The organism is Trinickia symbiotica, assembly GCF_002934455.1.
Lineage (GTDB): Bacteria > Pseudomonadota > Gammaproteobacteria > Burkholderiales > Burkholderiaceae > Trinickia > Trinickia symbiotica.
Genome location: NZ_PTIR01000009.1, coordinates 130,421 through 156,053 on the forward strand (window position 1 = coordinate 130,421; position 25,633 = coordinate 156,053).

A 25,633-nucleotide genomic window follows, 5' to 3' on the forward strand; every position below is an offset into this window, starting at 1 on the left:
CCTGGTTAATCGAGGGTGCGCCGATAGAACCGCACGGCCACCGCCATCAAGACCAGCGTAAAGACGGCAATCGGCCACACGGAAGGCCAAAGGTCGGCCCACCCGTTGCCCTTGAGCAGAATCCCTCGCACGAGTCGGTTGAAGTACGTGAGCGGCAGGACGTTGCCGATGATCTGCGCCCAAGCCGGCATGCCCGCGAACGGAAACATGAATCCCGAGAGGAGAATGTTCGGCAAGAAATAGAAGACGGTCAGTTGCATGCCTTGCAGCTGGCTTTGTGCAAGGGAGGAGAGCGTGATGCCAACGGTCAGGTTAGCGGCGATGAAGAGTAGCGACGCGCCGTAGATGGCGAGCACGCCCCCGACGAAAGGCACATGAAAAACCCAGCGCGCGGCCGCGAGGATGATCGAAACCTGGATGAATCCGATGAAGACATAGGGCACGATCTTTCCGGTAATGACTTCGATCGGCAGCACCGGCGTCGCCAGCAAATTCTCCATCGTCCCGCGCTCGCGCTCGCGTGTGATCGCGAGGCCTGTCATCATCACCATCGTCATCGTCAGAATCACGCCCATCAATCCGGGTACGACGTTGTACTGTGTGATTCCCTCGGGGTTGTAGAGGCGATGGACTTCGACGTCGAATGCGGCCGCGCGTCCGTTCAGCCGGGCGAGCGGTCCAGTGATGTCCTTGTCGACGACGGGCTGCACGAGCGCTGGCAGCGCATTGAGCGCGGTGCTCGTCGCGAGCGGATCGGTCGCGTCCGCTTCGACGAGCAGGGACGGCCGCTCGCCGCGCAGCAGTCGCCGCGAAAAATCGGCGGGGATGGTGAGCACGAACTGGACATCGCCGCGCGCGAGGGCACGGCGGCCCGCCTCCTCGTTCGGCAATATTCGCACTATGTCGAAGTACGTCGAGTTCCGCATGGCGGCGATGAAGCTGCGCGAAAAGACGCTGTCGTCCGCGACGATGACACCGGAAGGCAAGTGCTTCGGGTCGGTGTTGATCGCGAATCCGAACAGCGCGAGCTGAATGATCGGCACGCCGACGATCATGGCGAAGGTGACTCTGTCGCGGCGCAACTGCAAGAACTCCTTGAGCACGATGCTCCACCAGCGCGAGAGCGAGAACGGGAAGCGCCGCGTCGGCACGGTTGCTCGCGTGCTCATGGTCGCCCTTTGTCATCGGAGCGCTCGGGCGTCCGACTCATCAGAAAAACGAATACGTCCTCGAGTCCGGTCGCGATTTCCAGGATTTCCAGCGATGGGTCTGTGCCGACTTCAGCGACCGTCGCGGCGAGCGTTGCACGGTTCCGTCCGCTCACATGCAGCAAAGGGCCGAATACGACGGTCTGCTCGACGCCCGGCATCGCGAGCAGGCGATCGGATAGCTCGGTGAGACGGGCGCCCGATATCGTCCACGTCGAGAGGCCTTGCGCGGCCACGACCTCTTGCGCCGTCCCTTCGGCGAGCAGTTCGCCGTATGCGATATAGGCGAGCTTGTGGCAGCGCTCCGCTTCATCCATATAGTGGGTGCTGACGAGCACGGAGATGCCTCGCGCGGCGAGCCGGTGCAGCTCTTCCCAGAAGTCGCGGCGCGCGGCGGGATCGACGCCGGCCGTCGGCTCGTCGAGCAGCAACAATTGCGGCTCGTGCAGCATGCAGGCGGCGAGCGCGAGGCGCTGCTTCCAGCCGCCCGAAAGCGAGCCCGCCAATTGGTTCGCACGACTAACGAGCCCGAGCGATTCGAGCGCCTGCTCGACCACCTGCTTGCGGCGCGGCATCTGGTACATGCGCGCGACGAAATCGAGGTTCTCGCGGATCGAGAGGTCTTCCCAGTACGAGAAGCGTTGCGTCATGTAGCCGACGCGGCGTTTGATCTGAGCACTCTCACGCACGATGTCGTAGCCGAGGCATGCGCCGCTGCCGGAGTCCGGCGTGAGCAGTCCGCACATCATGCGGATCGACGTCGTCTTGCCGCTGCCGTTCGGCCCGAGAAAGCCAAAAATCTCGCCCCGGGCCACGCGCAGCGAGAGGTTCTTCACGACGTGCTTCGGGCCGAAGTGCTTGTTGAGCTGCCGCACGTCGATCGCAAAATCGGCGGCCGCATCTGAACGCTCGGCCGGGCCGTTCATTGCAGCCTCACGGTAACGGGTTGGCCCGGATGCAGTTTCGGTGCGTCAGCGGCCGAGGGATGGGCCTCGATCATGAACACCAGCTTCGAGCGTGTTTCGTTGCTGTAGATGACGGGGGGCGTGTATTCGGCCTCGGTCGCGATGTAGGTGACAGTGGCGGGAATATCCGCCGCACAGCCGTCGCAGTGAATGACGACATGACGCCCCACGGCGAGCGGTCCGACGACGGTCTCAGGCACGAAGAAGCGCACTTTGATGTTCGGCGGCGGCAGCAGCTGAATGACGGGGCTTCCCGCTTGCACCCATTCGCCAATGCGATAGAGCGTGTCGTAGACGAGACCCGCGCGCGGCGCCGCTACGCGCTTCTGATCGAGGCGCCATTGCGCCTGGGCAAGCGCGGCTTGCGCCGCTTCCACCTGTTCGCTCTGCGCGTGGACTTGGCTTCCGCGGCTCGGCAAGCGCGCGACGGTCAACTGGCTTCGCACTTCGCGGACCTGCGCGGCGGTCGTGGCGGCCGATGTGCGCGAGTTGTCGAGCTGCTGTTGGGAAATGCCTCCCGCGCGAAACTGCGCTTCGTCGCGTGCCAATTGCTGCGCGGCCATCCGCGCTTGCGCGATCGCTTGTGCGAGCTGCGCTTTCGTCACATCGACCTCGGGCGGCCGCTTGCCCGTCTGCAGGTCCGCCAGCTGGGCCCGGGCCGCGGCGAGCTGGTGCTGGGCCTGCTGCAGCGCGGCCATTTCGTCGGTGGACTCGAGCGCGAAAAGTGGCGCGTCGGCCGCGACGCTCTGGCCGCGTTGCACGGAGAGGTGAGCGAGCGTGCCCGATTGCGACGACGACAGATAAACGAACTCGCCCTCGACGTAGCCTTGATACGTCGCGATATCGGCGTTGCGCTGCCCGCAGGCGGCGATCGCCCCAGCAATGAAGCACGAGGCCCACAACGCCGCGAAGCGCGAACGACCGAATGCCCGCTCGTGACGCGCCATGTGCTCCGCGCGGCGAAGCGGTCGCTGCTGCTTCATTGACGGAGCGGGACGCGGGCTCATCGTTCGAATTATTTCGCCGGGTACTTAGTTCGATTTTGGGCTTGGCGGCCATCCTTGCCACGAGGCAGCTATCGAGAACCGATCGCCCGCCAGCTCAGCTCTTTCTCGCCGTCTTTGCGACAAACGGCGTCGGAACGTGCTGCACCGCGTCGCTTCCGCACTTGGGGCACTGCGGTTGCGCCTTTTCATGCTCGGCAAGGTGCTCGACGTGCTCGAACGTCTCGCCGCACTTTTCGCAACGGTATTGGTAGGTCGGCATGGCACTCCTCCCGATCGATTCTGCGCACGCTTATTAGTATCGTTCGTGGCCGCGCGAACTCAAGATCGCAATGAGCCGGCAGCGGTGGCATCGAAGCGGCAAGGAACCGGCATTCCGGCGCCGACGACTCTGCCCGCTATGCAGGCTGCCCGAACTCGATCGCCTTGACGAGCGTATGCAGAACACGATTGGCCGGCGTCGCGATGCCGCGTGCCTCGCCGCGCCGCGTCACGTACCCGTTCAGATGATCGATTTCGCTGCGCTTGCGGCGGGCGACATCCTGCGCGGTCGACGAATACTGATTCGGCATCGTCTCGGCGATCCTTCGCACGGCGGCATCGATGTCGCCCGGAACGGTGACGCCATCCGCCTGCGCGACAGCCACGCACTCGGCGACGACGTCGCGCATGACTTCGTTCACGCCCTCGCATTTCACGAGCTCGCCGTAGGGCAGTTGCGCGATCGCCGACATCGCGTTGTACGCGCAGTTGAGAATCAGCTTCGCCCAAAGGGCGCCACGGACGTTGTCCGAGATTTCGGTCGGAATGCCGGCGTCGATCAACGTTTGCGCAATTTCCGCGGCGGACGGGAACGGCTCGATGACGAGCTCGCCGCGTCCGTGATGCCGGACGTGTCCCGGACCGGCCATCTCGGTCGCGACGTAGACGACCGCCGCCGCGATTTCGTGCGGCAATCGTGCGCGCAGCCGGTCGGCGTTGTCGACGCCGTTCTGCAACGTCAGCAGCACGGCGTCGGCGAGCAGATGGCGCTGCAGTTCCGCGGCCGCGCGCTCGGTATCGGTGGATTTCACGCAGAAGAGCACGAGCTTGGCATCCTGTGACGCACTCGCCTCGGTGCTCGCGGCAAGCTCGATCCGCTCTTCGACGTCGTACTTCGTGAAGCGCAGGCCGTCTCGGTTGATCGCTTCGACATGTTGCGCACGGCCGATCAGCACGACGTCGTGCCCGGCACGCGCCAGCATGCCGCCGTAGTAGCACCCGACAGCGCCTGCTCCCATCACTGCAATCTTCATTTAAGGTTTCTCCACGGTGGCTTGCCCGCGGTAATTTTACGGAACTGCGGCGCGTACCCCATGGCACGTGAACGGCCGCTCGGTCCGGCTCGCAATCTGGAGCGCGCGGCCTACAATCAAGATGCTTTCGCGTCTGCGGTTTAGTGGCGGCCGCGGCTTGCCCACGCAATCCTCGGTAGACGCATCAACGGTTTTCGGCCGCCGCGCGCCGCATCGATTCCCAGCAAACAAGGAGGTCAGATGAATACGGAGCAAAGAGGCGATGTTCAGGCTTTCGTTCAAACGGCTGAACGTGCGGGCGGCTATGTCTGGGTCATTTCGCTCGTCGATTTTGCCGCGAGGCAAGTGAAGCGTTCGCTGGTTTCGGACGAAAACTATACGACGCGGGCAGCGGCGCAAGACGCCGGCGAGGCGTGCCTGAAAGGAATGGCTGCCGACGCTTGATCGATCCGAGGTTCGTTCTCCTTCGCTTGCGGCCCTTGTTTTTGTGGCAGGACGTACTAAGGTCGAACATAAGCAGCGAAGCGAAGGAGGCGAGCCATGTCGTCAACGGTACCTACGGGCACATCGCGGTTCGAAGTCTTCGCCGAGCCGGGCAGCTACCGTGTCGTGCGTCCGACGAATGCCGAGGGCGTGATCGATCTCATCAACCGGCATGGCGTTCAGATCGTCGATTTGAAATTCACCGACCTGCCCGGGCTCTGGCAGCACTTCTCGATTACGCTGCCCGAAGTCAGCGAGAGCCTCTTTCAGAACGGAATCGGCTTCGACGGTTCGTCGATCCGCGGTTTCCAGGAGATCCACGAATCGGACATGCTGCTCGTGCCCGACGCGACGACGGCCTTCGTCGATCCCGTCTGCGCGACGCCGACGGTCGCGATCATCTGCGATGTGGTCGATCCCGTTACGCATGAGCCGTACTCGCGCGATCCGCGCTACATTGCGAAGAAGGCCGAAAGATATCTGCGCGAGACGGGCCTCGCCACGACCTGTTACTTCGGACCGGAGGTCGAATTCTTCATCTTCGACTCCATCCGGTTCGGCCAGGACGCGCACAGCGGCTACTACTTCGTCGATTCGTCGGAAGGGGAATGGAACACCGGCAGCGACGAAGGCGCGTACGGCGGCGGCAACCTCGGCTATCAGATGCGCTACAAGGAAGGGTATTTTCCCGTTCCGCCGCACGACACGCTGCAAGACATCCGCTCGGAAATCGTGCTCATGCTCCAGAGCATCGGCGTGCAGGTGGAGGTCCATCATCACGAAGTGGCGACCGGCGGCCAGAACGAAATCGACATGCGGTTCTCGACGCTCACGCGCATGGCCGACAACGTGATGCTCTACAAGTACATCTGCAAGAACGTCGCCCGCAAGCACGGCAAGGTGGCGACGTTCATGCCGAAGCCGCTCTTCGCCGACAACGCGAGCGGGATGCACTGCCACCAAAGTCTCTGGCAAGAAGAGCGCAATCTCTTTTACGACGCGAGCGGATGGGCGCTCACCTCCGATGTCTGTCGCTGGTACATCGGCGGACTGCTTCATCATGCCGGCGCGTTGATGGCGTTTTGCGCGCCATCGACGAATTCGTACAAGCGTCTCGTGCCGGGCTACGAAGCGCCCGTCAATCTCGCGATGTCGCAGCGCAACCGGTCGGCGGCGGCGCGGATTCCCATGTATTCCGATTCGCCGAGCGCACGCCGGGTGGAGTTCCGCTGCCCCGATCCGTCGGCGAACGCCTACCTCGCCTTCGCGGCCATGCTGATGGCCGGGCTCGACGGGATCGAGCAAAAGCTCGATCCGGGCGAACCGCTCGATCGCAATATCTACGACCTGCCCCCGGAGGAGGCGGCGGCGGTACGCCAGGTGCCGGCTTCGCTCGATGCCGCGCTGGCGGCGCTCGAAAGCGATCATGCGTTTCTTTGCAAAGGCGGCGTCTTTACCGACGACGTCATCACGACCTGGCTCGAATACAAGCGCAAGCGCGAGATCGATGCGGTCAAGCTACGCCCGCATCCGTGGGAGTTTCATCTTTACTTCGATGTTTGAGCGGCCGCGGCAGCCTCGTGGATCTCAACGGCCAACCACGATGAACCGTCGCAACTGTCGGACGAATTCCTCGCGCGCCGCGAGGGGCAATTGCCCCCCGACGTTGATGCGCTGCCAGCCGTCGGAAAGATAGACGTGCGCTTCGTCGCCGCTGTCGAGGAGCACGGTCAGCCGGGCTGCATTCATGCGATGGACGGTGCGCCGGCCGCCTTCGTCCACTTCCACGATCATGAAAGGCGGAACGAGCCGAAGTGTCTCGCCGTCCGTTGCGTGCCTCGAATAGGCGACGAAGGCGATACCGATGGCGAGCACGTAGAGGAACGAGAACGGCAGCGCCAGCCATACCCCGAACGACACGGCGGAACCGACGCCGATCAGGGCGACCAGCGCGATCAGAAACGTGGTCGCGGCGAGCGATTGGCGCGGCGTCAGCGAGCAATTGCGCTTGATGCGCCATTCGCAAATCGGGGGGCCTTCTTCGCCCCCGGACGAGCCGAATGGCCCCACTGTCTGCCGAAAGTATGCGTACATCGCCGATGTCCGACTGGTGGAAGCGCCGACTGACATGCAACCTCCGTGCCGCGGCAGCGGCGCCGGGCATCCGCGCGTGCAAGCAGGGAAATCCACATTGGTCGATCGGGCCACAGGCGCGCGATCCGGCGCGGCACGCTCGTTGCGCGCTTCACCGCTGATCGAGGGTAGGAGGGCTCCGCATGACAACCGCGACGACACCGGCCGATCGCCACCATGAACATGAGCACGGTCACGCGGCCCCCCCGGCGGGCCTCATGCGCTGGCTGCGCACGACGAACCACAAGGACATCGGCACGCTTTACCTGATTTTTTCGTTCACGATGTTTATCGTCGGCGGGGTATTCGCACTCGCGATACGCGCCGAGCTTTTCTCGCCAGGGCTGCAGTTTTTTCGCCCCGAGTTTTTCAATCAGCTCACCGGCCTTCACGGCCTCGTCATGATCTTCGGGGCGATCATGCCCGCGTTCGTTGGTTTTGCGAACTGGATGATCCCGCTGCAAATCGGCGCACCCGACATGGCGTTCGCGCGGCTCAACAATTTGTCTTTCTGGTTGCTACCCGCGGGCGGCGTGCTGCTCATCGGTTCATTCTTCGCGCCCGCCGGCGCGCAGGCGGCCGGCTGGACCATGTATGCGCCGCTCTCGACGCAGATGGGCCCCGGCATGGATTTCACGATCTTCGCCGTGCATATCATGGGGGCATCGTCGATCATGGGCGCCATCAATATCATCGTGACGATCATCAACCTGCGCGCGCCGGGGATGACGCTGATGAAGCTGCCGCTTTTCGTCTGGATGTGGCTGATCACGGCTTATTTGCTGATCGCGATCATGCCGGTGCTGGCGGGCGCCGTCACGATGCTGCTGTTCGATCGCCATTTCGGCACGAGCTTTTTCAGCGCGGCTGGGGGCGGCGACCCGGTCATGTATCAGCACGTGTTCTGGTTCTTCGGCCACCCCGAGGTCTACGTGATGATATTGCCCGCATTCGGGATCATTTCGCAGGTGGTCCCGGCCTTCTCGCGCAAGCCGCTCTTCGGCTACAGCTCCATGGTCTACGCGGGCGCTTCGATCGCGATTCTCTCGTTTCTCGTCTGGGCGCATCACATGTTTACCGTCGGCATGCCCGTCACGAGCCAGCTCTTCTTCATGTACGCGACGATGCTGATCGCGGTGCCGACGGGGGTGAAGGTCTTCAACTGGCTCGCCACGATGTGGCGCGGCTCGCTCACGTTCGAAACGCCGATGCTGTTCGCGATCGGCTTCATCTTCGTCTTCACGATGGGCGGCCTGACGGGGCTCATGCTTGCGATGGCGCCGACGGACATTCAGTATCACGGTACTTATTTCGTCGTGGCGCACTTCCACTACGTGCTCGTCGCGGGGTCGCTATTCGGGCTCTTTTCGGGTTGGTACTACTGGTCGCCGAAGTGGACCGGCTGGAAGTACAACGAGTTGAGAGGGAAGATCCACTTCTGGCTGACGATGATTTCGTTCAACGTCACTTTCTTCCCGATGCACTTCCTGGGGCTCGCCGGCATGCCGCGTCGCTATGCGGACTACGCCGCGCAGTTCACGGACTGGAACCGCGTCGCAACCGTTGGCGCATTCGTTTTCGGGCTCGCACAGGTTTATTTTTTGTTCGCCGTCGCGCTGCCGCTTTACTTCGGCAAGCACGAGGATCGCGAGCCCGCGGGTGCATCGCCATGGGACGGCGCGCAGGGCCTCGAATGGACCGTGCCGAGCCCGGCGCCCTACCACACGTTCGAAACGCCGCCGGTCGTCGAATGAACGTCGAGCGAAGGATTGCGATCGAGCAACTTTGAGACGGCGACGTCGTGCCGTCAGTCGCCCGGACGGCGCACTATTTAAACAAATGTAATCTTCGCCTCCTCGTCCTTGCGCGACGTTTCTGTTCGCGACCGTTAAACTAGCCCGATCTGGCCCCGGCTTCGGAGCCGGCGCGAGCCGGTCAGCCGCCGGGCGAAGCAACCGTGGATGGTAAGAGGCGCACAAGCATGGCAGTCGGCGGCAGACGTCAACGGGCGTCGCGAGCGTTCGCAATTATTCTTTCGGTGGCCAGCGGCGCTGCATGCGCGCAGGAGTTTTCGGCGCTCGCGGGCGGTTCTCGTTTCAACGGCCCGAGCGAATCGAGCTACGCCTGGGGTTTTTCTTATCTCCAGTCGCTCGACGCCTATAACTCGCTTTCGTATTCGTGGCTCAACGAAGGGCATTTCCCGGGCCACCATCGCGATGGCTTCGCGCTCCAGTATTGGCGGCGCGCGTGGTTCTTCGATCGCAAGCTCGCGCTCGGGGCTGGCATTGGCGGCTATTTCTTTTTCGACACGACGGCGGCGGACGCGCCACGACGCTATTCGGATGTCCACGGTATCGCGCTCATCTACAGCGTGTCGGCCACGTATTATCCGAATCCGCGCTGGTTTTATCAGCTCTCCGTCAATCGAACTTACTCACGGAACAGCATCAACACGACGACGGCGCTCGCCGGCATCGGCTATCGGCTCGACGCGCTACCGGCTACGCATACGTCGTTCGACGGCACCCGCCCGGGCCCCGGTAGCGGCGACGAGTTGACCGTGTATTACGGCAGGACGGAAGTCAACAGCCTCAGCTCACCGGGCAGTTGGGCCCGAGGTGTCGAGTATCGGCACGGCTTCGGCCCCTACGTCGACGCGACGGTGAGCTGGCTCGACGAAGGCAAGACCGTTCTCACGCGCCGTAACGGCGCGGCCGTGCAGGCTTGGCTCGGCCGCTCTTTCTTCGGCAACACGCTGAGGCTTGCCGTCGGCGCCGGGCCGTACGTGGCCGTCGATACCTACCGCGCGAGCGGCACCACGCAAACGGGCGACAAGGTGTCGATTCTGGTGACGATGAGCGCGAGCTATCAAATGACGCGGCACTGGCTCGTGCGTGCTTCGTGGAACCGTGTGTTGACCGGATACGACAAGGACAGCGATATCTACCTCGCGGGCGTCGGCTATCGATTCTGATCAATTCTGATCGATTCTGGTCGCCCGGAGCGCCTCCTCGCGGCTCCTCAGCCGGCCCGCGTTCGCTTTGCGCTATCCTTGCGCCATCTCTTTCGCCCGTCATACCGATGAAGCGGCCATCGTTCTCGACGCAGCTCATGATTTCGTGGGGTCTCGTCGCCGCGATCTGCGCGATGCTGGCCGCGGTCATCGCGTTCATCGCAAGCTCGGTGGGAAGCGAGCAGGTCGCGGGAGCCAAAGAGCGGGCGGCCGCGGCCTGTGAGGCCGTGGCTTCGCGTTACAGCCTCTCGGACGCCTCCTCGCGTGCAACGTCGAATCGCGATTTGATGCGGGCGGTCCTCGATGTCGTGCTGCTCAGGTTCGACGGTGTCGAGGGTGGCTTCTGGACGAACACGCCGTCAGCGGCCGGCAGCATGCAAGACAGTGCCGCACGAAGCGGTTTCCTCGCCTACGCATTTCCGACCTATCAAGGCAGCGGCGTCAAGCGCGACATCCCGGAAGCCGAGACGCCGTTGATTTTGCGTACGTTGCAAGCGGCTGCCGCGCAGCACGCGAGTGCGCAATCCATCATCGAGAGCGGACAGGATGCCGTCGTCGCGGCGGCGTGCCCCGTGCGCGGCGAAGGCACACTCCTCGCGTGGATGCTCACGCGTGCGCGCCCGCCGCTCGGGCCGCACGGCGAGGCGCTGAGCGCCAGCCTCGCCATCGTGCTCGCCGTCATACTCGTCATCGCCGTCGTGCTCGCGCTGGCATTGCGCCGCTGGAAGCGCAACCTCGTCGAGCTCGAGGCCGCGCTTTCGCCGCGGAGCGAACATCCGGGGACGACGCGCTTCGAGCCTCTGGGCGAGCCCGATCTCGACAAGATCGTGGCAGCGCTGAATCGTTACGTCGAACGCACGGCGGCCTTGCAGCAGCAAGCGGCCGATCTCGCCAAAAGGCTCGCCGAGGCGGAGCGATTCGGCGTGCTCGGCAGGCTTGCGGCCGAGATCGCTCACGAAATTCGAAACCCGGCGGGCGCGATGCGGCTCAAGGCGGAGAACGCGCTGGCGGCGGACAGTGCGCGGCAGCGCGATGCGCTGCGTGTGATCCTCGAGCAGATCGGGCGCATCGAGACGCAGCTCGCGAGCTTGCTCGCGTTGACGCAACCGATCGTCGTTCGGCCCGTCGAAGTGGATATCGCCCGCTGGCTCCAGGCGATCGTCGAGGCCTATCGAGAGCGTGCGGAGAAGCGGCGCGTGACGCTTGCTCTCGAACTGCGAATCGATGCGGACGCATCGGCGGGCGAGGCTTCTCCGGTCTTGCGGCTCGACCCCGAGCAACTGCGCCGCGCGCTCGACAATCTGCTCATCAATGCGCTGCGTCATGTCGGCGAGGAAGGGACCGTTATGGTATCGGCTCGACGCGTGTGCCGCGGCGGCGAATCGTTGCTCGCGATCGAAGTGGCCGACGATGGCCCCGGCGTGCCGGCCGATCAACGGCAGCGAATTTTCGAGCCATTCGTGACCGGCCGCCCGGACGGCACAGGGTTGGGCCTCGCCGTGGTGCGCGAAGTCGCGTCCGCGCACGGCGGACTCGTCCGGCTCGACGATGCCGAGGCGGGCGCGCGTTTCGTCATGGAGATACCGTGGCAACCATCCTCGTGATCGATGATGACGACGCGTTTCGTGAAGGTCTCGCGGAAACGCTGAAAGACCTCGGTCATCGCGTCGTTGAAGCCGACTCGGCCGCCGCCGCGCTCGACCGATTGCATGGCGGCGAGCCAGCGGACTGCATCTTTCTCGATTTCCGTCTGCCCGACATGGACGGGCTCGCCATGCTCGAGAAGCTGCGTAACGACAGCAGGTTCAAGGCCGTACCGGTCGTCATGCTGACGGCGTTCGCGACGAGCGACAACACCATCGGCGCAATGAGGCTCGGCGCGTTCGAGCACTTGACGAAGCCGGTCGGCCGCGATGACATCGCGTCGCTATTGCTGCGCGTCTTTACCGCCAACGAGCCGCCGCCAAACGCAGTGCAAGCCGATGCGCCGTTCGCGGACGAGCCCCCATCGCATAGCGAGGCGAGGCTGTTGGGCATCAGCGAGGCCATGCGCCGTGTCCAGAAACAACTAGGACGCGCCGCCTCCACGGATGCAAGCGTCCTGATCACGGGCGAAACCGGAACGGGCAAAGAGGTGGCCGCGCGCGTGCTGCATGAATCGTCGATGCGGCGCGGTGCGGCGTTCGTCGCCATCAACTGCGCGGCGATCCCGCATGATCTGCTCGAGAGCGAGATGTTCGGTCACGCGAAGGGGGCCTTTACCGGTGCGGCCGCCGAGCGTATCGGCCGGATCGCCGAGGCCGACGGCGGCACGCTCTTTCTCGACGAGATCGGCGACATGCCGGCCGCCATGCAGGCGAAGCTGCTGCGCGTGCTGCAAGAGCGGCAGGTGATGCCGCTCGGAACGAGCAAGCCGATTTCCGTGAACGTTCGCGTCGTGGCGGCGACGCATCGCGACCTCGACTCGATGGTGGCGGCCGGCGATTTCCGGCAGGACCTGCTCTACCGGCTCAATGTCGTGCCGCTGCACTTGCCGCCGCTGCGCGAACGGATCGCCGACATCCTTCCGCTCGCGGAGCACTTCCTCTCGTCCGTGAGGATGTCGACGGGGCGCGCCATGCATCTTTCGCCCGAGGCCGAGCGGCGCCTCGTCGAGCACGCGTGGCCCGGCAACGTGCGCGAGCTCAAGAACACGATCGAACGTGTCGCCTCGCTTGCGCCGGGCCCGGCGATCACCGGCGACGACCTTTCGTTTCTCGGCGCGCGAACGGGGGCAGCCGACGACGCGCTGTTGGCCGCGCTCGCCGAGTTGCCGCTCGCGGAGGCGATCGAGCGGGTCGAGCGCGCGGTGATTGCGCGCGCGCTCGAGCTCGCAGGAGGCAATCGCGCCGATGCCGCGCGCAGACTGGGCATCAGTCGCCAGTCGCTTTATACGAAGATGGCCAGTCTCGGGCTCGGATAAAGTCGCGCTGCGCCTCGAGTGCGGCGCGCCGGTTGGCGACCACGCTGTCAATGAATCGGACACCCCCTGTCCGACAACCGGACACTTATCGATGCCCGGTTGCGGCTCATCGTTGGTCTTTCCCTTGTCGTCAGGCCGTCGCGCCGATGGCATGCTCATTGCCTTGTTCTCCTCCGCGCACGACGGCCAATCGTCGATGCGTATCTCAATCGCCAAGGAGAACTGAACATGCATTGGATAGATCCCGAAAGCCTGCCCGAAACGAAAGGTACCGTCACGCGCCTGTTGCTCAACCCACATGGCGATGCGGACGGTTTGATTCTCGACGGACATCTGCAGGTTCATCTGCCGCCGCATCTTTCGTCGACGCTCGTCGAGCGCGTCGCGCCCGGCGATATCGTGAGCGTGCGAGGAGTCAAGCCGCGTGGCGTCAATATGGTTTCCGCCGTATCGATCGTTACTGCGCATGGCGATGTCGTCATCGACGATGGACCGCATGGCGGCGAGAAGAAGCGTAAGAAGCCGGCAGCCGACCTTGACGAACGAGATCCCGGCCCGGCGCGACGCGCGCAGAAGGTGTCGGGTGCCGTCGTGCTGTCGCTGCATGGGCCGAAAGGCGAGCTGCGCGGCGCGCTGCTCGATGACGGCACATCGTTGCGGATGTCCCGCGAATCCGCCGCCGAGCTGGCTTCGCACCTGACGCCAGGCGCCTGCGTCGAGGCTTGGGGCGAACTCGTCGAGACCGGTATCGGGCGCACGCTCGATGTCGACGAGATCGCGCATGTGGCCGGCGCCGAAACGGACGCCTGAGGCCATGGGTGCGGCGGCGAAGCGGTTTGTCGACGAGACCGATGATGGCGCGGCGGCATTCCGCTCGCCGTCGAGGCGAAGCCTCGGCGCGCTGGATGCGCTGACCTTTCTCATGGCCGATGTGCGCGACGGCATCGGCCCGTTTCTCGCGGTGTTCCTCAAGGGATCGCAGCATTGGTCCTCGGGCGACATCGGACTCGTCATGGGCGCAAGCGGCATCGCGGCCGCGCTGAGCCAGATCCCCGCGGGAATGCTCGTGGACGCGGCGCGGGCCAAGCGAACCGTCATCGCGGTCTCGTCATTGACGATTGGGCTCGGATGTCTCGCGATCGCACACAGTTCGACGTTGCTCGTCGTGCTCGCGATACAGGTCATGCTCGCGCTCGTTGCGGCCGTCATTCCGCCGTGTCTTGCCGCGCTCAGTCTCGGCATCGTCGGCCATGGCGCGTTGCCGGCGCGCGTGAGCCGCAACGAGAGCCTCAACCATGCCGGCAACTTCACGGCCGCGGCGATGGCCGGCCTTGTCGGGCAGTACCAGGGTGCAATCTGGTTGTTCTACCTCGTCTGCTTCTTCGCATTCGCGAGTTCGCTCGCCGTGATGCTCATCCGGCCGTCCGAGATCGATCACGAACTGGCGCGCGGAGGAGAGACCGTCCGGGATGGCAAAGCACAACCGTTGCCGCTAGCCCGTATCGTCACGCGCCGCGACGTCTGGGTGTTCCTCGCCACGGTCGTTTTCTTCCATTTCGGGAATGCGGCGATGCTGCCGCTCGCGGGGCAGATGATCGCCAAAACCCACCCGGGTCAGGACTTGATCGGCCTCAGCGCATGCGTGATCGCCGCGCAGCTCGTGATGATGGTGACGGCATCGGCCGTGGGCCGCGCCATGCGAGCCGGCATCGGGCGCAAGAAGATTTTCCTCGTCGCGCTCGTCGTGCTGCCGATCCGAGGGCTGCTCTTCGCCGCGACCGACAACGCCTATGCGGTGATCGGCATTCAAATTCTGGACGGAATATCCGCCGGCATTTTTGGCGTCGTGGCGACGATTATTGCGTCGGATTTGATGCGTGGGACAGGGCGGTTCAGCTTCGCGCAAGGGACGATCTCGCTGGCGGTGGGCATCGGCGCGGCGCTCAGCAATCTGACGAGCGGCTTCATCGTCGACCGATTCGGCTTCGGGGCCGCGTTTTGCCTGCTCGCCTTCATGGCGCTGATCGCGCTCGTCCTGTTTGCGGTTGCGATGCCGGAAACGCTTGCGAACATCCGGTCCTCGAGTGCGTCCACGATCATCCACATTCCACCGGCGGTTGCGGCTGCCGATGCCTGCGAGGGCCACCGCCCATGAATGCACTCTTCGCTTCCCCGTTTTCCGTCTGGGCTATCGCCTTCGCGGCCACGTTCGGCGTTGTCATGCGGCCGTTCAGGTTGCCCGAGGCGATCTGGGCGCTCCTTGGTGCATTGACGCTTTGCCTATCGGGGGCATTGCCGTGGGCCGATGCACTGCGCGCGGCCGGCAAAGGAACCGACGTCTATCTGTTCCTCACGGGCATGATGATCGTGGCCGAATTGGCGGGCAGAGAGGGGCTCTTCGATTACATGGCCGCGCTCGCGGCGAGGCGCGCGGCGGGATCGGCCAAGCGTCTTTTCTTCCTGTTGTATGGCGTGGGTACCGTCGTCACGATCACGATGTCGAACGATGCGACGGCCGTCGTGCTGACGCCGGCTGTCGTAGCCGTTGCGCGTGCCGTCAAAGCCGAAAAGCCGCTGCCTCTTCTTTATATCTGCGCGTTCGTTGCGAACGCGGCGAGCTTCGTGCTTCCGATCTCGAATCCGGCAAATCTTGTCGTCTTCCACGATCGGCTGCCGGGTCTCGCCGCATGGCTCGCGCGCTTCGCGGCGCCGTCGGCGCTTTCGGTCGTCGTCACCTATGTCGCGCTGCGATTTGCTCAACGCGGCGCGCTTTGCGGACGCATCGAACGAAACGTCGATGTGCCCCCGTTGGGCGCTTCCGGCAAGACAACGGGCTGCGGCATCGTCATGATGGCTGCCGTGATGATGGCTTCTTCCGCCAGAGGGGTCTCCTTAGGACTCCCGACTTTCGCGGCCGGAGCAGCGGTCTTCGTGGCGGTCTGTCTGCAAAAGCGCCGACTGCTCTGGTCCCATCTTGCTCAGATGTCTTGGTCCGTGCTGCCGCTCGTCGCGGGGCTCTTCGTCATCGTGGAAGGGTTGGACCGGACCGGCGCGATCCGCATGCTGGCTCATCTGCTCGATGCGCTCACGCGCTATTCCGTGACGCTCACGGTCTGGCTGTCCGGGGTTGCGATCGCGCTCGTCTGCAGTCTAGTCAACAATCTGCCCGCAGGCTTGCTCGCGGGCACGGCGATCGCCGCGACAAAGGCGCCGGCAACCGTTGCCGGCGCCGTACTCGTCGGCGTGGATCTCGGCCCGAACTTGTCGATCACCGGATCGCTCGCGACGATTCTCTGGCTCGCCGCGCTACGTAAAGGCGGGCTCGAGGTGCGGGGCGTGGATTTTCTGAAAGTGGGCGCCGTGGTGATGCTCCCCGCGCTCGTCGCCGCACTGCTCGGGCTATCACTCTCCTTTTCGTGACGGATCGGATGCAAGCTCGTCGATGCATGACCGGATGTACAGGGTGTCCGGGACTCGGAATTTCGGCTATCGTTTTAGCCTTACCTCACTACACCTACTTGCTCCGCGGCGATCATGGCCGACTTCCAAGCATTGATGAGGCGAAGCGGCGACGCTTTGCGCGCGACGGCCGGCTGGGGGCCGGGTCTGCTCGTCATGCTTGCCGATTGCGACGCGGGCAACGTCGTCACCGCCGCTCAAAGCGGAGCGAGATGGGGCGTGAGACTGCTACCCGTGCTGCTCGCGCTGATTCCGCTGCTCTATATGATCCAGGAGCTCTGTGTGCGGCTCGGCATCTTCAACGGCCGAGGATTCGGCGAACTCGTGCGTCGACGTTTCGGCGCACTGTGGGCCGGCCTTGCCGCAGCCGGGCTCTTCGTGGCGGTGATGGGCTCCCTCGTGACCGAATTTACCGGTGTCGCCGGCGTGGGCGAGATGTATGGGGTGCCGCGGTATGTCACGTTGCCGCTTGCCGTATGCGTTCTGCTCGCCGTCGTCGCGACCGGCTCGCACAAGCGCGTCGACCGCGTGGCGATGCTGATCGGGATGTTCGAACTCTCGTTCTTCGCGGTCGTCTGGCATGCGCGGCCCGACTTCAGCACGTTGGCGAGGCAGCTGCAAGATATGCCGTTCCGGCATGCCGAATTTTCCTACCTGGCGGCGGCGCTGATAGGCGCGACCTTCAATCCGTGGATGATCTTCTATCAGCAGGCCGCCGTTGCGGACAAGAAGTTCACGTCGCTCGATTATCACAACGCGAGAGTCGAGACCGCGCTCGGTTCGGTGCTCACGCAGTTGCTGACTGGCGCCGTTCTCGTCGCGACCGCCGCGACACTGTCGAACGCGGGAGATCCGCACGGCCTGCAAAGCGTCGGCGAAATCGGCGCGGCGCTCTCGAGCGTCGTCGGTCCCGAAGCAGGGCGGTTGTTGTTCGGCGCGGGCGTGCTCGGCGCATCGCTCGTCGCGGCCATCGTCTGCTCGCTGGCGCTCGCGTGGGGCATCGGTGAAGTGTCCGGCTACAGCAGAAGCCTCGAAGGCGGGCCGACGCGCGCGCCATGGTTTTTTGGCGTCTATGCCGGGGCGGTCGGCGTCAGCGCGCTCATCGTCGGTATCGAGCCCGATCTCGTGTCGCTGAACGTCGGCGCGCAGGTTCTCAATGCCTTGATGCTGCCGCTCATCGTCGGGCTGCTGATTGCGCTCGCTGCGGTCGCGCTGCCCGTCGCGCATCGGCCGAGCCGTTGGTATCTCGGTCTCGTCGGCGCGCTGGCCGCCATCGTCTGCGTGGCGGGTTTCGCTGGGGCCGCAGCCGGCTGGCTGCTCTAGACCCCTTCGACATCCCTACGCAGCAACAGATGCAGCAGAATCGGCAGCAACAACAGAACGAGTGGCAGTTGAGCGATCAGTCCCGAGATGATCGCCACCGCGAGCGGCTGCTGCATCGCGGAGCCCTGGCCGAGCGCGAGGGCGAGCGGCGTAAGCGCCAGGATGGCCGCGATCGTGGTCATGGCGATCGGTCGCATCCGGTTGCGGCCCGCCTCGATCAACGCCTGCCGCAACGGCATCCCTTCGTCGCGAACGAGGCCCTGCAACTCGGAAACATAGAAGATCGCTACTTCGGTCACGATGCCGATGATCATCGTCATTCCCATCATCGCCGAGATGTTGAGCTCGATACCGGTCACCCACAGTCCGATGAATACGGCGCCCGCCGCGACTAGCGGCATGATCATGACCGCGCATGCGACGCGCAGGCGCTCGTATAGAAAGAGCAGCAGCCCGAATACGAGCGCGATGGCGGCGCCGAATACCGTGAGGAGACCTCGGAATGCGATCTGCTGCTGCTGATAAAGTCCTCCGAGCTCATAATAGATGCCGGCCGGAAGCAGCCCCGGCTGCCCGAGCACGCGTTGCACGTCGGCTATCGTCGAACCGAGATCGCGGCCTTCGATGCGAGCGGTCACGGCGACCATCCGCTTCAGATTGTCGCGGGTGATTTCAGGCTGCCCCGAGATAACCACACGGTCCATGACGCGATCGAGCGCGAATAGATGACCGTCCGGCGCACGGACGCGCAGGCGGCCCAGTTCCGTATCGGTGAGCTTCAATGCATCGGCCACGCGGACACGCACGCCAATGGTCTTGGGTCCACGCTGAAACTGCGTGGCGACGTCCCCGTCGACCATCTGAGCGACAGCTTGTGCGATCGACTGGGGATCCATGCCTTCGGCCGCGGCGGCACCGGGCCGGATATGGAGTTCGAGCGCGTCGCCGGCGGGGTGGATGCCGTCGTCGATATCGACGACGCCGGAGATCTTGCCGATACGCATCGCGACGTTGCGCGCGGTGGCATCGAGTAAGTTCTGGTCGTCGGAGTAAATCTTGATCTGCACGGGCTGCGGAACGGCCGTCAGATCGCCGATGAGGTCTTCCATCAGCTGCGCGAGTTCCACGCTGACGCCGGGCACGTCATGGGCGATTTGCGTCCGAACTTCCTCCATCACTGTCTCGATCGGCTCGCGGTTAGCGGACTTCAGCCGCACGAAGAAGTCACCGCGATTCGGCTCGTTGAGGTCGCCGCCTAGGCCGGCGCCCGTGCGGCGGGAATAGGTCTCGACGTTCGGGTTCGCGCGCAAGATTGCCTCCACCTGCCGCATCAGCCGGTCGGTTTCGGTCACCGAGGTGCCCGGTTCGGTGTGGTAATCCAGCACGAAACCGCCTTCGTCCATCGCGGGCATAAAACCGCTGCCCACCCGCGTGAAGGCGAAGGCCGCGACTACCGCCAATGGCACGAGGGCGAGCAGGACCAGCGCCGGCCGCGCGATCAACCGATCGACGAGTCCTGTGTAGTGCTGATTGAGCCAGGCGCCGAGCCGCGACTCGCGATGCTCTTCGGCATCGGCGGGTTTGAGCCAGTGATCACAGAGGATCGGGACGGCGAGCCATGTGACGAGAAACGAAATGAAGAGTGCGCTTGCCATCGTGATCGAAAGTGCCTTGAAAAAGGCGCCCGTCACGCCGGAAAGAAACGCGAGCGGCACGAAGATAATGAGCGTGGCGGCCGACGATCCCGAGAGCGGTCGCGTGAACTCGAGCGCGGCCGACATCACGCGCCCGTGGAATGCTTTCTCCCCTGTCTCCCGAATGCGCCGCACGATATGCTCGATCATGACGATCGCGTCGTCGATGACCAGGCCTACCGCGGCGGCCATGCCGCCGAGCGTCATGATGTTGAATCCCATGCCGAACACGTCGAGGAGCAAGATCGTCGACGCCATGACGACCGGCACGAGTGCGACGGCAATCGCCGTGATCTTCCCATTGCGCAGGAATACGAACAATGTAATCGCCGCGAGCACGACGCCGATGATGATCGCATCGCGTACGCTCTTGGCCGAGGCAACCACCAATTGGCTCTGGTCGTACCAGTTCGCCAAATGCACGCCGGAAGGCATCTGGCGACTGAACGAGGCAAGTCGCGCACGCACGGCCGCGGCCATCGCGACGCTGTTTGCGCCGGGTTGCTGATAGATGTTGACCAGAACGGCGTCGTGACCGTCGGCGGTGACCCGGATCCACTGCGGCATGACGCCGAGATGGACATTGGCGATGTCGCCGAGGCGGACCTGCATCGCGCCGTTGTCCGCGACGACCACGCGCTTGAGCTCGGTTAGCTGTGTGACAGGAGTATTCGCGATGACGAGATAAAGTTTGTCGTGGTCTTCGATGCGGCCCGTGGCCATCAGCACGTTGGTCGCGCCGATCGCCTTCGAGACGTCGGCGAGCGAAAGCTTGTACGCGGCGAGGCGCGCCGGGTCGATTTCGACTTCGAGCTCGTCCTGCGCGCCGCCGGTCACGTCTACGCGCGCGACGCCGTCGATCGATGAAAGCAGCGGACGCAATTGAAACTGCGCGAGATCGCGTAGCGCCGACAGTGTCTGCCGATCGGAGGTCAGGCTGTACGCGAGTACCGGAAAGACGGTGGGATCCATGCGTCGCACGAGCATCGAGGTGCCGGGCGGAAGGGTGCCAAGGATTTCGCTGATTGCCGACTGTGCCTGCAGGGTGGCCTGCGGCATGTCGGTGCCCCAGTTGAAATTGATCGAGATCTCAGCGGAGCCCCGACTCGTTTTCGATTGGACGTCGATGACGTTCGGCACGCGGCGCAGCGCCTCTTCGACCGGCGTGGTGACGAGTGTCGCCATCTGTTCGGCCGGTCGATCGCCGGCGTCGAGCGAGACCACGACGCGCGGAAACGAGACGTTGGGAAACAGTGAAATCGGCAGGCGAAAGGCTGCGAGCGTACCGGCAACGGCGAGCAGCGCCAGCACGAAAAGCAGCGAGCGCCGATGCGTCTGCATCCATTGACTGAAGTTCATCGAGCCGACTCTCCAGCGCCGCGGACTGCCGCGCCGTCTTCGAGCTCATAGTTGCCGACCGTCACTACGGGCAGCGTCGCATCCAGCGCGCCGTCCACGCCATAGCGCTCGCCGTTTTCGATGGCGACGGCGACGGGTACACGATGCGCCTTGTGTTCTTGCGTCACCTGAAAGAGATAAGTGCCGTGACCGTCAGTCAGCACCGCTGACCGCGGAACGATCCAGTGCGTACCGCTGCGCGTCGCAATATCCGCGCTGACCTGCGTGCCCGGAATGAATGCGGAGTTCCGGAGCGGCACATTTGCGCCGACGTCGACGAGATGGCTTTGCGCATCGATAGCGGCGCCGACCGTCGTGATGCGGCCCGTTACGGTTTGCTTCGAAAGCAAGGCGGAGAGTCCATGCAGCGTGACGGTATCGCCCTCGTGGACCGCGCCCGCATCGTCGGGCTCCACGCCGAGCATCACATTCGCTCGCCCGCCCGTGCCGCCGCTCGTCGTAGCGATCTGCGCGATCGCGGAACCTGCCGCTACTTGATCGCCTTGCGAGACAGATACTTGAAGGACGACTCCGTCCGCGGGTGCCGCGATGGTGCGCGCGCCGCTTCCCACGCCCATCTGTCGCTGCGCCGCGAGCGCCTGCCGTGCGTCCTCCACGCTCTTTTGCGCGGCCGCGACTTGAGAGGCCGTCGCGAGATGCTGATCGTAAAGCGACTGCGTCCTGGCAAGCTCGCCGCGAGCGAACGAGAGTGCGGTTTGCGCCTGGTCGGCGGCGAGCAGCGCCGCGGCATCGGCTTTCACGAGCACGATCGGCGTTCCGCGTTTGACGGTCTGCCCGGGCTGAACGAGAAGCCGTGCGACCTGAACCACGTAGGGCAACGACAGCGTCGTGACGTTCGATTGAGACGCGGCGACGATGCCGTAAGCGCGCACAGGCTCGGAGATCGTTCCGCGTTCGGCACGCACGGTCTGGACGGCTACGACACCGGCTTGCGCCTCGTCGGCGCATGCGTGTCGAGCGAAACCGGTCAGCAGCGCTGTCACAGCAGCGACGCTGATCGCGGCCCGCGCCGTGCGCGTCGACATGAGGTTATTTCGCATGGGTGTCGATGATGTGTTCGTGGTTAGAGAACGTATCGGGGATCGCGCTGCCGAGAACCGTCTGCAGCGCGATGCGTTGCTCGGCGAGCGATTCGCGCAGTCGCGCGACTTCGATTCGTTTGGTGAGGGCTGCGCTCAATGCGTCGGAATACGCGCCCAGCACGAGATCCCGCGCGTCATAGGCGCGCTCGGCATCGTCGGCGGCGCGCTCCGCGCCCGGCAACGCGGCGTCGGCGCGCTCGAGGGCTTGCGTCAAGATCGCGGTATCCGCACGCAGATGCGCTGCATCGGCATAGGCCTGATTCAGCCGGATCTGGTACTCGTCATGCAGCCGCTGCCGCGTTGCCTGCTCGATCGCGACATTGCCGCGGTTGCGATTGAAGATCGGCAGGCTCAGGTTGATCTGAAAGCCGCTCGTATAAATCTCTGACGTGTCGCGCGCCCGCACGAAGCCGACCGAAAGGCTCGGAAACTGATTGAGGATAGCGGCGCGGTATTTCTGCTCCTGAGCCTCGTAGCCCGCTTGCAGTGCGAGCAGATCGGGGCGGCGCTTCGATAGGTCGGCGAGAGCGGTATCGATCTGCGTGTCGGATACCGGGACGCTATCGTCGTCGCCGGTCAGCCGCAACCGGATATCAGGTGCAAGGCCGAGCAGCGCGTTCAAGTCGTGATGCGTTTGCTCGGCTTCGCGCTCGGCATCGCCGTATTGCTTGCGAGCGTCGGTGTACGCAATGAGCGACGCCGTCGATATGTCTTCGGTGACGGCGCGAGAGCGCTCGGCTGCGGCCGCGCTCTCATAGCGGGCCTTGGCGATATCAAGTTGTTTCCGAAGAAGAGGCAGAATCTCGTCCGACAGCCGCGCCTTCAGGAATAATTGCTTGGCTTGCGCAACGACTTGCCATTCCTGCCATAGCAGGCCCAGATCGATCTTCGTGACGTTGGCTTGCTCCGACCGCTTGTTTGCACCGCGCGTGATGATAGCCATCACGTCCATGCTCAGCCCGTACGTGAACGCGCGCGAGTATCCGGCCGCACCGGGATAGTCGCTCGCGACACTTAGCTGCGGGTCGGGCAGCAGGCCTGCCGAAAAGGCCTGTGCGCGCGCGATGCCGAGGTCGTCTCGCGCGAGCTTCAGATCGGGATTGTCGGCAACGGCGAGCATCGCGACTTCTTCGATGTCGAGTCCATCGGAGGGATCGAACCGATGGGCGGCGAGCGCGGGCAGCGGCATCGTCGAAGGATCGATGCGGACTCGGCCAAGCGCCTCAGGCGACATCAGCGTTTGCTGTCGGCCCAACGGCTCTCCGTGGTACCACGTGCAAGCGGCGAGCGCGAGGGTGAAGCCGGGCGCGATCAGACGCCGTGCGGCCCGCGCAAGCGCGCTCGTGACAGCGTGAAAAACGGACAAGATCGATCCTTCGTGTCTGCGAGCGTGCATTGTCCCGAACATTTCCTTAAGCGACGCTTAAGCAAAGCTCGTGCACGCTGCCGAGCCACTACAGTCCATATTTGCCTGCATCGCCGCCAGCGCACTGCGCTATGCTGGCGGCGTACAAAAGAGAGGAAGCGAAGGCCATGCGACTGCTTTTGGTCGAAGACGATCAGATGATTGCGGAACCCGTGCTCGGTGCGATGCGGCGCGAGGGCTATGCAATCGATTGGGCCCGCGACGGTCGGGAGGCGCAACTGTCACTCGCAAACGGCGTGTATGACCTTGTACTGCTCGATCTCGGCTTGCCGAAGACTGAGGGGATAGAAGTCCTGAATGCGTATCGCAAGGCAGGAGGCGCCGCGCCCGTGATCATCGTCACGGCGCGCGATGCCGTCGACGAGCGCGTGCGCGGGCTCGATACGGGCGCGGACGATTATCTCGTCAAGCCATTCGATCTGCACGAGCTCGCGGCACGAATCCGCGCACTGCTGCGCCGGCGCACGGGGCAAAAGCAGCCTGTCTACACGCACGGCGTGCTGACACTCGATCCCGCATCGCGCGAGGTCACGAAGGACGGCGAGTCCATTCCGCTCATGCCGCGCGAGTTCGCGTTGCTGCGGGCGCTGATCGAGATGCCCTCGCGCGTCTATACGAAATCCGAACTCGAAGAGAAGATCTACGGTTGGCAACAAGAGATCGGCAGCAATGCCGTCGAAGTCCACGTGCACAGTTTGCGAAGGAAGATCGGCGCCGAGGAGATCGTCACCGTGCGCGGGGTCGGATATCGCTTGAGGCGAGTCTGATGCGCTCGATCAAGGGCCGCCTGCTCGGCTGGCTCATCTTCGGCTTCGTCGCCGTGTCTGCCATTGCCGGCTATGGCGTCTATCTGAAGGCCCGCGGAGAAGCGGGCGAACTCTTCGACTACGAGCTGCGGACAGTGGCACTCTCCCTGCCGCCGGACGTCGCCACGGTAGGCGTGGCGGTCGGGCCAAGTCCGCAACTGGAAGGGCTCTCGGAAGACCGCATCGCGATCGAGGTCCGCAATCAGCAAGGCCGGGTCGTCTATCGGTCGGAGGACACACCGCCATTCGAGCGGGGAGCGGAGGGCTTTCGCACGATAGAGGTTGATGAAAAGCATTGGCGTGTGTTCAGCGCCCAAGTCGGCGAGCGGTTCGTTCAGGTGGCTCAGCCGGTCTCGGTGCGCGATGCGCTTGCCGCGCGGCTCGCGTTGCGCACGCTCTGGCCGTTCGCGTTGCTGTTGCCGGCCACGATCGTACTCGTGCTCGTCGTCGTCGGGCGGGCGCTCGCTCCGATAAGGGGAGTGACGCGAGCCTTGTCGACGCGTTCGTTCGAAGCGCTCGAGCCGCTGCGATTCGACTCCGCCATGCCCGTCGAGATCCGGCCGCTCGTGCACGCGCTCAACGATTTGTTGGCGCGCCTCGGCACTGCATCACAGGCGCAACGCACGTTCGTTGCCGATGCCGCGCACGAACTGCGCTCACCGCTGACCGCGCTGCGCCTTCAGCTTCAGGCCGCCGAGCGCGACGGCTCGTTGAAGGGTGAAGGGCGGACGCTTGCGCAAATCGAGGAGAGGCTCAACCGCCTCATCCGGCTCGTTCAGCAGTTGCTCGCATTGGCGCGCGAAGACGCGCTTGGCGTGGCTGAGATGCAGCCGGTCGATCTTCGTCGGCTCGCCGAGCAGGCCGTCGGCGATCTCTCGCTCGTGGCCGAGACGAAATCGATCGACCTCGGCCTCGAAGTCGACCACGCGGCGGCGGCCGACGGCGAATTCGCCGTGATGGGCGAGCCGCATGCGCTGACGGCGGTGCTGAACAACCTGCTCGACAATGCGATTCGCCATACGCCGACAGGCGGCAAGGTCGATGTCGTGTTGCAGCGCGACGCGAACGGTATCGGCCTTTCTGTGCGCGATAACGGGCCGGGCATTCCCGAAGATGAACTGCCGCGCGTTTGCGATCGGTTTTATCGCAGCGCGGGGGCGGAGGGGCAAGGCAGTGGTCTCGGTCTTGCCATCGTTGCGCGGATCGTGCAGCGTCATCACGCGTCGCTCGCGCTGCGGAACAACGAAGACGGGCTTGGCCTCACGGTATCGATCGCTGGACTCAATCCTGCGGCGGTCGAGACTTTGCAGCGATCGACGCAGCGAGCGGTCGCGCCCGAATAGCGGCGCCTGAAGGTGGCC

The 25,633-nt window shown here is 64.3% G+C and carries 21 protein-coding genes; 12 read left to right on the plus strand and 9 right to left on the minus strand.

All coding sequences use genetic code 11. From position 1 onward, the window contains the following. Positions 1 to 5: 5 nt before the first annotated feature. The 5 genes from B0G57_RS14995 to B0G57_RS15015 form a co-directional block, all read right to left on the minus strand. On the minus strand, positions 6 to 1,169 hold the full coding sequence (locus B0G57_RS14995; RefSeq protein ID WP_018441182.1) for an ABC transporter permease: 1,164 nt from the start codon (positions 1,167 to 1,169) through the stop codon (positions 6 to 8). Continuing rightward, a complete protein-coding gene (locus B0G57_RS15000; RefSeq protein ID WP_018441181.1) occupies positions 1,166 to 2,134 on the minus strand; it encodes an ABC transporter ATP-binding protein in 969 nt (322 codons plus the stop codon). The genes B0G57_RS14995 and B0G57_RS15000 overlap by 4 nt, the downstream gene beginning before the upstream one ends. After that, positions 2,131 to 3,156, minus strand: a complete 1,026-nt coding sequence (locus B0G57_RS15005; RefSeq protein ID WP_018441180.1) for an HlyD family secretion protein — start codon at positions 3,154 to 3,156, stop codon at positions 2,131 to 2,133. The genes B0G57_RS15000 and B0G57_RS15005 overlap by 4 nt, the downstream gene beginning before the upstream one ends. Positions 3,157 to 3,274: 118 nt before the next feature. After that, positions 3,275 to 3,439 carry an FmdB family zinc ribbon protein gene (locus B0G57_RS15010; protein ID WP_018441179.1) on the minus strand — a complete coding sequence of 55 codons (165 nt, stop codon included), beginning with the start codon at positions 3,437 to 3,439 and terminating at the stop codon, positions 3,275 to 3,277. A gap of 136 nt (positions 3,440 to 3,575) precedes the next feature. Beyond that, the gene (locus B0G57_RS15015; RefSeq protein WP_018441178.1) at positions 3,576 to 4,472 is read right to left on the minus strand and encodes a ketopantoate reductase family protein; all 897 of its coding nucleotides are present in this window, start codon (positions 4,470 to 4,472) and stop codon (positions 3,576 to 3,578) included. A 240-nt stretch (positions 4,473 to 4,712) separates the two neighbouring features. Here B0G57_RS15015 and B0G57_RS15020 point away from each other — a divergent pair, with 240 nt between their 5' ends. Together B0G57_RS15020 and glnA are read left to right on the plus strand one after the other, a co-directional pair. Next, entirely contained in the window at positions 4,713 to 4,916 is a 204-nt protein-coding gene (locus B0G57_RS15020) for a hypothetical protein (RefSeq protein WP_018441177.1), read from the plus strand. 96 nt (positions 4,917 to 5,012) lie between these two features. After that, positions 5,013 to 6,518: a type I glutamate--ammonia ligase gene (gene glnA / locus B0G57_RS15025; RefSeq protein ID WP_018441176.1), complete on the plus strand. Its 1,506-nt coding sequence runs from the start codon at positions 5,013 to 5,015 to the stop codon at positions 6,516 to 6,518. A 24-nt stretch (positions 6,519 to 6,542) separates the two neighbouring features. On the opposite strand, the gene B0G57_RS15030 is transcribed toward glnA, so the two are convergent. After that, the gene (locus tag B0G57_RS15030; RefSeq protein WP_018441175.1) at positions 6,543 to 7,049 is read right to left on the minus strand and encodes a DUF2244 domain-containing protein; all 507 of its coding nucleotides are present in this window, start codon (positions 7,047 to 7,049) and stop codon (positions 6,543 to 6,545) included. 257 nt (positions 7,050 to 7,306) lie between these two features. Between B0G57_RS15030 and ctaD the strand changes: the two genes are divergently transcribed. The 8 genes from ctaD (at position 7,307) to B0G57_RS15070 (ending at position 17,845) form a co-directional block, all read left to right on the plus strand. Next, a complete protein-coding gene (gene ctaD, locus B0G57_RS15035) occupies positions 7,307 to 8,842 on the plus strand; it encodes a cytochrome c oxidase subunit I (protein ID WP_223258592.1) in 1,536 nt (511 codons plus the stop codon). 227 nt (positions 8,843 to 9,069) lie between these two features. After that, complete coding sequence (locus B0G57_RS15040; RefSeq protein ID WP_020566235.1) at positions 9,070 to 10,062, plus strand: hypothetical protein; 993 nt, start codon at positions 9,070 to 9,072, stop codon at positions 10,060 to 10,062. 107 nt (positions 10,063 to 10,169) lie between these two features. After that, on the plus strand, positions 10,170 to 11,705 hold the full coding sequence (locus tag B0G57_RS15045; protein ID WP_018441172.1) for a sensor histidine kinase: 1,536 nt from the start codon (positions 10,170 to 10,172) through the stop codon (positions 11,703 to 11,705). Beyond that, the gene (locus B0G57_RS15050; RefSeq protein WP_018441171.1) at positions 11,687 to 13,063 is read left to right on the plus strand and encodes a sigma-54-dependent transcriptional regulator; all 1,377 of its coding nucleotides are present in this window, start codon (positions 11,687 to 11,689) and stop codon (positions 13,061 to 13,063) included. Before B0G57_RS15045 ends, B0G57_RS15050 begins: the two co-directional genes overlap by 19 nt. 228 nt (positions 13,064 to 13,291) lie before the next feature. Then, entirely contained in the window at positions 13,292 to 13,873 is a 582-nt protein-coding gene (locus B0G57_RS15055) for a hypothetical protein (RefSeq protein ID WP_018441169.1), read from the plus strand. After that, complete coding sequence (locus B0G57_RS15060; protein WP_223258585.1) at positions 13,827 to 15,218, plus strand: MFS transporter; 1,392 nt, start codon at positions 13,827 to 13,829, stop codon at positions 15,216 to 15,218. Before B0G57_RS15055 ends, B0G57_RS15060 begins: the two co-directional genes overlap by 47 nt. Next, positions 15,215 to 16,483, plus strand: coding sequence for an SLC13 family permease (locus B0G57_RS15065; RefSeq protein WP_018441167.1), 1,269 nt, complete (start codon positions 15,215 to 15,217; stop codon positions 16,481 to 16,483). The genes B0G57_RS15060 and B0G57_RS15065 overlap by 4 nt, the downstream gene beginning before the upstream one ends. A gap of 114 nt (positions 16,484 to 16,597) precedes the next feature. Then, on the plus strand, positions 16,598 to 17,845 hold the full coding sequence (locus B0G57_RS15070; RefSeq protein ID WP_018441166.1) for an NRAMP family divalent metal transporter: 1,248 nt from the start codon (positions 16,598 to 16,600) through the stop codon (positions 17,843 to 17,845). Here B0G57_RS15070 and B0G57_RS15075 read toward each other — a convergent pair. Genes B0G57_RS15075 through B0G57_RS15085 form a run of 3 tightly spaced genes read right to left on the minus strand, consistent with a single transcriptional unit; the run spans position 17,842 to position 23,406 of the window. After that, positions 17,842 to 20,898, minus strand: coding sequence for an efflux RND transporter permease subunit (locus B0G57_RS15075; protein ID WP_018441165.1), 3,057 nt, complete (start codon positions 20,896 to 20,898; stop codon positions 17,842 to 17,844). The genes B0G57_RS15070 and B0G57_RS15075 overlap by 4 nt on opposite strands. Further along, entirely contained in the window at positions 20,895 to 21,983 is a 1,089-nt protein-coding gene (locus B0G57_RS15080) for an efflux RND transporter periplasmic adaptor subunit (protein ID WP_018441164.1), read from the minus strand. The genes B0G57_RS15075 and B0G57_RS15080 overlap by 4 nt, the downstream gene beginning before the upstream one ends. 4 nt (positions 21,984 to 21,987) lie before the next feature. After that, positions 21,988 to 23,406, minus strand: coding sequence for a TolC family protein (locus tag B0G57_RS15085; RefSeq protein ID WP_035468778.1), 1,419 nt, complete (start codon positions 23,404 to 23,406; stop codon positions 21,988 to 21,990). 167 nt (positions 23,407 to 23,573) lie between these two features. Between B0G57_RS15085 and B0G57_RS15090 the strand changes: the two genes are divergently transcribed. Both B0G57_RS15090 and B0G57_RS15095 read left to right on the plus strand, forming a co-directional pair. Further along, entirely contained in the window at positions 23,574 to 24,233 is a 660-nt protein-coding gene (locus B0G57_RS15090) for a response regulator (RefSeq protein WP_026229759.1), read from the plus strand. After that, a complete protein-coding gene (locus tag B0G57_RS15095) occupies positions 24,233 to 25,615 on the plus strand; it encodes an ATP-binding protein (RefSeq protein ID WP_018441161.1) in 1,383 nt (460 codons plus the stop codon). Before B0G57_RS15090 ends, B0G57_RS15095 begins: the two co-directional genes overlap by 1 nt. The last annotated feature ends 18 nt before the right edge of the window (positions 25,616 to 25,633 follow it).